Source organism: Colwellia marinimaniae, from assembly GCF_002207865.1.
Classification (GTDB): domain Bacteria; phylum Pseudomonadota; class Gammaproteobacteria; order Enterobacterales; family Alteromonadaceae; genus Colwellia; species Colwellia marinimaniae.
In genome coordinates this window covers 1-432 of the sequence record NZ_BDQM01000134.1, presented here as the reverse complement: position 1 = coordinate 432, position 432 = coordinate 1, and the positions used below count along the sequence as shown (strand labels likewise).

Genomic DNA, 432 nt, shown 5'->3' with positions numbered 1-432 from the left:
AGTAAATATAATGTGAGACGTTGTGACGTTTTAGTTCAGAATAAAACAATTCACAGTCTAAATCTTTTCGCACTTGATCGAATATTTCTTTAAAAATGGCAACCTGAGCCATTGGTAAAACCTTCCATGTGATACGAGGGCGCGTAGTTTGCATTATCGTTTTTATCGTTTCAATCTGGTCTGACCTCCTTGTGTTTTGTTGATGATTTATGTCAAATATTAGGAATGTTTTCACTTAATAGTATTGGTTGCGTAACAAAGTGCGGTCCTGCTGGCATTCTGGAGGGAAATACAACCGACAGATGTATGTAAGGCCAACGTGCTCAAATCTTCATACAGAAAGATTTGAAGTAATATTTTAACCGCTAGATGAAGAGCAAGCGCATGGAGCGACAAAATGAATAAAGAACAATCTGCTGATGATCCCTCCGT

At 38.0% G+C, this 432-nt stretch carries 1 protein-coding gene; it reads right to left on the bottom strand.

Annotation, left to right across the window (positions count from 1 at the left end; translation table 11 throughout):
- Window positions 1-112: DUF1398 family protein (locus MTCD1_RS18550; RefSeq protein WP_143760153.1), on the bottom strand; the 112-nt coding region annotated here is incomplete at its 3' end.
- Window positions 113-432 lie beyond the last annotated feature (320 nt).